Annotated in this window: 6 protein-coding genes and 2 pseudogenes; 3 read left to right on the top strand and 5 right to left on the bottom strand. The window is 37.0% G+C overall.

Annotated elements, in window-relative coordinates; genetic code table 11:
- Nucleotides 1-204 (top strand): annotated as a pseudogene (locus AC3DU7_RS19990) (hypothetical protein); the annotation flags it as partial.
- 79 nt (nt 205-283) lie between these two features.
- Here the strand turns inward: AC3DU7_RS19990 and AC3DU7_RS19985 are convergent.
- Nucleotides 284-772, bottom strand: a pseudogene (locus AC3DU7_RS19985) (PIN domain-containing protein).
- Nucleotides 769-1,014, bottom strand: coding sequence for a UPF0175 family protein (locus AC3DU7_RS19980; RefSeq protein WP_202224470.1), 246 nt, complete (start codon nt 1,012-1,014; stop codon nt 769-771). Before AC3DU7_RS19980 ends, AC3DU7_RS19985 begins: the two are co-directional and overlap by 4 nt.
- Nucleotides 1,015-1,477: 463 nt before the next feature.
- On the opposite strand from AC3DU7_RS19980, the gene AC3DU7_RS19975 reads away from it, so the two are divergent.
- Together AC3DU7_RS19975 and AC3DU7_RS19970 are read left to right on the top strand one after the other, a co-directional pair.
- On the top strand, nt 1,478-2,218 hold the full coding sequence (locus AC3DU7_RS19975; RefSeq protein ID WP_488041060.1) for a hypothetical protein: 741 nt from the start codon (nt 1,478-1,480) through the stop codon (nt 2,216-2,218).
- 2 nt (nt 2,219-2,220) lie between these two features.
- Nucleotides 2,221-2,697 carry a PIN domain-containing protein gene (locus tag AC3DU7_RS19970; RefSeq protein WP_488041059.1) on the top strand — a complete coding sequence of 159 codons (477 nt, stop codon included), beginning with the start codon at nt 2,221-2,223 and terminating at the stop codon, nt 2,695-2,697.
- Between the two features lie 14 nt (nt 2,698-2,711).
- Here the strand turns inward: AC3DU7_RS19970 and AC3DU7_RS19965 are convergent, their stop codons facing one another.
- The 3 genes from AC3DU7_RS19965 to alaS form a co-directional block, all read right to left on the bottom strand.
- Entirely contained in the window at nt 2,712-3,830 is a 1,119-nt protein-coding gene (locus tag AC3DU7_RS19965; RefSeq protein WP_488041058.1) for a hypothetical protein, read from the bottom strand.
- Nucleotides 3,827-4,330, bottom strand: a complete 504-nt coding sequence (locus AC3DU7_RS19960; protein ID WP_488041057.1) for a DUF4365 domain-containing protein — start codon at nt 4,328-4,330, stop codon at nt 3,827-3,829. Before AC3DU7_RS19960 ends, AC3DU7_RS19965 begins: the two co-directional genes overlap by 4 nt.
- Before the next feature lie 391 nt (nt 4,331-4,721).
- The gene (alaS, locus tag AC3DU7_RS19955; RefSeq protein WP_488041056.1) at nt 4,722-7,346 is read right to left on the bottom strand and encodes an alanine--tRNA ligase; all 2,625 of its coding nucleotides are present in this window, start codon (nt 7,344-7,346) and stop codon (nt 4,722-4,724) included.
- Nucleotides 7,347-7,391 lie beyond the last annotated feature (45 nt).

The following is a 7,391-nucleotide window of genomic DNA, read 5'->3' as shown; positions in this document are numbered from 1 at the left end:
GAGTTTTTGGCTGAGGCACTTCAAAATCATATCCCGACAACTGATGATAAAAACATTGATGCAGATATGATTATTTCTGCTCAATGGAATATTCTCTCTCAAGAAGCTCCTGGTAGAGGAATATATGTTGCTACTACTAATATTAAACACTTGAAAATATTTGTGGGAGAATATGCTCAAAATTGGCGAGATATTAAATTCTAGTTTGATAAATAAGGTTGGCGATCTCTCCTTCCCAAAGCAACCAGATTTGAAGAGCGATCGCTATTAAACCAACACAACTTCACTCGCCAGCAAATTGTAAAACCGTATTATAGAGACTAACGCTAATCCGAAAATTATTTTCAGAAATCAACCGATCCAAAATTGGCTTAATTTCTAAAATCAAACCTTTTCTCTTAGCTTCCTGCAATACAGCTAACAACCCACTTATTTTCTTAACTCCTAACTCCAAAGCTACCCTTCTTCCCTTACGTTCATCTAGCAGTAACAAATCTGCATCCAGTTCCAAAGCTAAAATAATTGCTTCTGCTTCTCCCATATCTAAATCAACCTGCAACTCCTCAACTTATTCGCGATTTTCAACTGTCCGATTTTCAATCCAATCTAAAGTTTGAACCTCAACCGTACCCGGTACTTGATATCCCAAAGAAGCCATTTCATCATAAACTGCTAGAGGAATAATGACGCGATCGTAAAGTTGATGCAGAAGTTCCAAAGCTCCCACTGCTGACAAATTAGTAATAGGTGAAGTATCACTGATAACAATCATAACCTACCCATTTCCTGCAAAGTTTTAATATCCTCTTCAAACTCCTCAACATCATAATGGATGCAAATACCGCGTTCAGCAATTTCCCGCTGAAACTCTAATAAATTAATTCCAGCCAAACGACGAGCTTTACCAATACTAATTTTATCTTGTTGAAATAACATAATGGCAATTTCTAACTTTAATTGTGCTTCAGACATTCTAGCTGCTCTCAGCACGTCATCAGGAATAACCACACTCATTTTTTTCTTACCTCCTTTTGATTCTGGAATAGTGCAAATAAACTGATATAGATTTTAACATATTATTGGCGATCGCTCCCTAGAGCTAGACATGAATTCTGGCACGGATGTACGGATGATTTTTGGGATCTGTTTGGCGATATCTCTACCTTTTCATATATGTCAATAGGTTGATAGTCTCAATCAAATAAGACAACTTATTCAAGTCTTGATGCTAATATCACATCTATTGCTGATATAATAGCTGCAAAACCAAGAAATAAAACTGCTCTATTTAACATTTTAACTTCAGCATCTCTGAGGTCAGCTAACTCTGTAATTGACTCGTTCCAAATTGCAATTAACGAACGTCTATAATTTCCTTAATAGATATCAATACATTTTTTAAAATATTGTAATTTATGGCAACAGCGGTATAAAATAGAATAATCATAGTTTAGTGTCTTTGAAGGAGAAAAAGAAAATGCTTAATGGACTATTTTCACAGCAAGAAACAGAAGCTCTTAAACGGACAGAAGACAATATTGAGAAAGTAAAATCGTTTTTAGAAAATTGTATTTCCCCTAATTCATTAACTGATGAAGTACAGGAGTTTTTTCGAGAAGTTGCTGCTCTCAAAGGTCAAAGTGCAGAGGCAACTTTACAGGAGATGATGGTGGGGACGAAAAAATATTTGGAGGCAATTAATACGCAAATTAAATTTGAAAATGACATTCCAATAAATATAAATCAATACATAGACAAAATAGAAAAACTAGCTATTGGTATCGAGTCTTGTTGGGATATTTTTTCTGTGGAAAGTCGTCAATATTTTACTAACATAGCTTACGGTTTTACTAAGGCAAGTTATAAATGTAAAGGATGGCAAGGTTTGTTAATTAGAATCAGGTTAATTTTACCTTCCCTGCAACAACAGGAAGATTTATTTAGCAAGTATCAAAACTCTTTTTGGCTAATTCCAAAAGCTGTAGATAGAGCAATTGAATTGAGAAAGTCAAAATCTACTTCTAAATTATGGGAAAAAGGTCAATATTTATTAAATAAGGCAACAGAAATAGATAATTCAGAAAAAGGTATTTTATTGCCATATTTGAATTTAGGGCGAACTCCCGAAGAGCAACTAGAAAAAAATAAACCTGCTATGGCTTGGGCAAAAGCAAGAATGGAAGAAATTAAAAGAAAATACAATGGAGAAAATCTGTAATTATGATTGTAATATTAGATTCAGGAGTGCTTGGGTTACTTGCTAGTCCTATTCGAGATACTTCTAAAACGGAGGATATTGAAATTTCCCAATGTAATGAATGGTTATATCAACTATTAGCTAAAAGTGTAGTAGTAGCAACTTCAGAAATTTCTGATTATGAGGTTAGGCGAGAGTTAATTCGGATTAAAAGTGAGGGTGTAGAAATACTAGATAGTCTCAAGAATGTGGTTATATTTTTGCCACTTAAAACAGAAGTTATGAACAAAGCTGCTGAGTTTTGGGCTGAGGCACGTCAAAATCACATCCCAACTGCAGATGATAAAAATATTGATGCAGATATGATTATTTCTGCTCAATGGAGTATTCTTTGTCAAGAAGCTCCTGGTCAAGGAATATATGTTGCTACTACTAATCTTAAACATTTGAAGATATTTGTGGGAGAATTTGCTCAACATTGGCGGGATATTAAATTTTAGTTTGAGAGGATAAATTATGAAGTATTACTTTCTTGCCGTACTCTAGGGGTAAGTTTAATTATAGTTCGTTCAATTTTTTCTTCTTCTGTTGCTGGATTAACTAAAGTTACCTCTTGAAATCTTGCTGAGTATAGATTATCTATTGTTAATTCAATTCCTTGATTTTCCAGATTGTCCCAAGACTCTTTCGATATTGTTCCTGAATATAATTTGTTAGAGTCTAACTCTTCTATTGTCAGTTTTTTTGTTTTCTTATCAGCTAATGATAGCCTACCGTAGATTTCGTACTCTTCTGGTTCTTCCTCTTCCATTTTATTAATAAAATCAATAGTCTTGAGTATATCATCGTAGGCTAATATCACATGACCTCCAGCATTTTCATTTAAAGAACCCCAATCAAAGTTTAAGTCAGATTCTATAGGAGCTAAATAAAATAAAAAATAACGATATTTAGAAGCTGCTCTTCTTTTGATCCTCAGTAAAGTTTGTTTTAATTTTCCTTTATCTAACTGATTACTTAACCTCAATAATTCTAAAAATATTTGAGCAATTCTTTCTGGTAATGGTCTTTCTAAAAGATTAAGTTGACCGTTTTCTGCCATAGTAAGTTTGATGCCAAAAGAACCTTGGAAAGTTTCAAAGATTGATAATTCTGTTTGGTCTAAAATTCCTTTTGCTATTTTTCCTTTTGTATAAGTCTTAGTTAATTCATATTGACCAACTGCATCAAAAAAATCTTGTAATGATATTAATATGTTCCCCATTTGTTTTGCTGATAATTCTCTCTTGTATTCCTCAAATATAAACTTGAACCTCAAACTCAATATTTCACATTTTTTTTGAATTGCTACTTGCTGAGGATTTTTAAGCCCGGCAATAATTTCTGATTTTGGGCGTTCTTCAACTACTTCTAATACTCTAAATACATCGTACATTCTAGATGCAAAATCAGCCAATTCTTTTTCTAATGGCAATAAAACAGAATATTGTTTCTGATTCTTACTAATAGCTAAAATAGAAGCTTTAGTCCCAAGTTTATCCTCCTCTTTCCACCCATTATCTTGAAGATAGTTATAGACAGAAAGTGGATCTAAATAATTGAATTCTATAATTTCATTGTTAGATACTTTCATAATTCTTCCCTATTATTTATTTTTTCCATTATTTTTGATAAATTATCTGGTGTAAACAAGTTTTTGCGTGATAACTTGACAGTAACAGTTTCCTTATTTTTTGTAGAAGGCTCCCCTTTTAAAGATGCCCAGTAACCACACTTTCTCATTACACACTCTTCTTGAGATATGGCCATCCATTCAGTCAATTTATCCGGAACTAACACTACTATTAAAATCAAAGGGACTAAACTTTCCCGTCTAAGGGTATCGTAATTTTTTCTAGGTAAAGGAAAGTTAATAGTATTGGCTTTAATTATATTAGTTAAAGCAGTACATTTAACTTGAGCATCCACTTTTGGAAATAAACTCAGTCCTATTTCTCCAGGAGATTCTATTGTTAAATCTATTCCTGCATTATCCATAGGTCTAGATTTTTCTTCTACCGAGTACCCAGCTACTGCTGCAACTGCTCTTACATAGGCATAACTAAAGTATTCTTTCTGTGAATTTATATCCATTAATGTAAATATATTGGCATAACTAATTTAATAAATGTGGGTATTGGACACTTTATAAATATAACCATAAACTATCAATGATTTATCCATGTTCCTCATTCCCTGTTTTCTTGAGATGTCTAGTGAAAATGGTTCAGATATTGTAGATTTTTAAAACTGCTAAATAAATAATTTTTAGCTTAGGTATTAACCAACTTAAATCTACAAAAATCACCTAAACTACTAATACCATATTTGGATAATTTAGTGATAATAATGTAGGTTGGGTTAAGCGACAGCGAACCCAACAAAAACGTTCATATACTGCGTTATGTTGGGTTTATCCTAACGGATAAGCTCCGCTAACGTTCCTCAACCCAACCTACAAATATCAATAAAGCAAACTCAACATTTACTTCAACCCATCAACCAACTGCTCCCTCGCACTCTCCAACGCTTCCTTCAACTTACTTGGATCGCGACCTCCTGCTTGCGCCAAATTCGGACGACCGCCGCCGCCTCCTCCACACATTTTCGCTATCCCACCAATAAATTTCCCTGCTTGCAAACCTTTACTATTCACAGACTTACTAAAAGCAGCAACTAAACTAACTTTACCCTCAGACCCGGAACCCAATACCACAGCACTCTCGCCCAACTTTTGTTGTAACCGTTCCGCAGCAGTTTTCAACGCTTCCGCATCAACTCCAGGCATTTCTGCTACCAATATCTGAAACTCACCCACAGTCTCAGCATCTCCTAACAACTGGTCAGACTTCGCTACTGCTAACTCGCCTTTCAACGCTTCCAACTGCTTTTGCGACTCCTTCAACTCCTGCTGCAAATTACTCACCCGCTCCGATAACTCTTCCGGTTTTGCCTTAAAGCGATCGCTCAATTCTTTAACCACAGTATCCCGGACATTCAAATAATCTAAAACTGCCAGACCAGCAACTGCTTCTATACGGCGCACCCCAGAAGAAATACCAGCTTCAGAAATAATTTTAAACACCCCAATTTCTGCCGTATTATTCACATGAGTTCCCCCACATAATTCCATCGACACTCCCGGATAGTCAACCACCCGCACCACATCGCTATACTTTTCACCAAACATAGCAACAGCTCCCTTTGCCTTTGCCTCATCCAATGGCATTTCTGCAACCGTTGCCGGATGTGCTTCAGCGATCCAACTATTTACCTGAGCTTCCACTTGCTCCACTTCCTCTGGTTTCAACCCCCGGGGGCAATTAAAATCAAATCGCAAACGGTCAAAAGATACCAAGGAACCCGCTTGAGAAATAGACTGGTCTACCAGAGACCGCAAAGCAGCTTGTAATAAATGTGTTGCGGTATGGTTTGCTTGCGCTCTGCGACGACAAGCAGCATCTATTTGAGCATTTACCGTCATTCCTAACTGTAACGTACCCCTTTCCACGCGACCGAAATGCACAAAAATATTATTCTGCTTCTGCACATCTTCTATCCGCACGACCACATTATCCCCACTCAGATAACCGCGATCGCCTATTTGACCTCCAGACTCGGCATAAAAGGGCGTTTGGTCAAGCACCACTTGTACTTGAGTACCCGCTTCCGCAGACTCAACCTGTTCCCCTTCAGCTATTAACGCCATTACCTGCGCTGAAGAAATCAAATCTGTGTACCCTAAAAATTCTGTTTTGTCAACATCCAATTTTACCCCACCTTCAGCATTCAAGTCAATAGTTTCGTGAGCTGACTGAGAACGTATTTGTGCCAGTTTCATTTCTTTCTCAAACCCATCAACATCAACAGTTAAACCATTTTCCTCTGCTATTTCCTGAGTCAGCTCCAATGGGAAACCATAGGTGTCGTATAACTTGAAAGCATCTTCCCCAGAAATTTGCTTGGTTTTCTGAGTTTCCGGTTTTGCCATAATTTCCGCCAACAATTTTTCACCCCGCTCCAATGTTTCCAAGAAACGAGACTCTTCCCGTTGCAACTCAGCTTTAATAACAGTTTCCCTCTCCCGCAAATTTTGGTAAACATCCTCAGAAAGAGCGATCGCTTTCTCAGCAACTTTGGATGTAAACTCCCCAAAAATGCCAATTAAACGACCATGACGCACAACCCGGCGAATTAACCGTCGTAAAATATAACCCCTGCCAACATTAGATGCGGTGACACCATCGGCAATTAAATGAGCTACTGCTCGTACATGGTCTCCAATAACTTTCAGGGAAATTTTGGTTTTGTCATCACTTTTTTTGTAGTCAATACCAGCAATATCCGCAGCAGTTTTAATGATCGGAAAAATTAGGTCAGTTTCATAATTATTCGGCACTTTTTGTAATATTTGCGCCATTCTTTCTAACCCCATCCCTGTATCAATATTTCTGTTTTGCAGTGGCGTGAGATTTCCCTCTGCATCCCGGTTGTATTGCATGAATACCAGGTTATAAAATTCGATAAACCTGCTGTCATCTTCCAAGTCAATGTTCTCATCCCCTAATTCTGGATGAAAATCATAATAAATTTCCGAACACGGGCCACAGGGGCCTGTCGGACCCGATGCCCAAAAATTATCCTCCTCATCCATGCGTTGAATGCGGTGTGCAGGAATGCCAATTTTGTCGCGCCAAATAGCAAATGCTTCATCATCTTCTCGGAATACGCTGACAACTAAATGGTCTGGAGGCAAACCGAATATTTTTGTAGATAGTTCCCAAGCGTAGGCGATCGCTTCTGGTTTAAAATAGTCTCCAAAACTGAAATTACCCAACATCTCAAAAAAAGTGTGATGTCTGGCAGTGCGACCAACATTTTCAATATCGTTAGTACGGATACATTTTTGGGAAGTAGTAGCGCGAGGATATTTCCGGGGTTGTTGTCCGAGAAATATAGGTTTGAATGGTAACATTCCCGCAATAGTTAGTAAGACCGTGGGGTCTTCGGGAACTAGAGATGCACTGGGTAGAATGGTGTGTTCCCGTTGTGCGTAAAAGTTGAGAAATGTTTGTCGAATTTCATTACCTGTGAGTTTTTTAGCAGACATAATTAATTATAACGTTAGATTTTCTAATTTTAATTTCCAGTCTAT

This window comes from Okeania sp. (assembly GCF_983059655.1).
This window is presented reverse-complemented; position numbering and strand designations above follow the sequence as displayed.

Bases quoted from the DNA above. Each gene is read 5' to 3' on its own strand.
- AC3DU7_RS19980 (WP_202224470.1), bottom strand. From the start codon at position 1,014: ATGAGTGTGGTTATTCCTGATGACGTGCTGAGAGCAGCTAGAATGTCT.
- AC3DU7_RS19975 (WP_488041060.1), top strand. From the start codon at position 1,478: ATGCTTAATGGACTATTTTCACAGCAAGAAACAGAAGCTCTTAAACGG.
- AC3DU7_RS19970 (WP_488041059.1), top strand. From the start codon at position 2,221: ATGATTGTAATATTAGATTCAGGAGTGCTTGGGTTACTTGCTAGTCCT.
- AC3DU7_RS19965 (WP_488041058.1), bottom strand. From the start codon at position 3,830: ATGAAAGTATCTAACAATGAAATTATAGAATTCAATTATTTAGATCCA.
- AC3DU7_RS19960 (WP_488041057.1), bottom strand. From the start codon at position 4,330: ATGGATATAAATTCACAGAAAGAATACTTTAGTTATGCCTATGTAAGA.
- alaS (WP_488041056.1), bottom strand. From the start codon at position 7,346: ATGTCTGCTAAAAAACTCACAGGTAATGAAATTCGACAAACATTTCTC.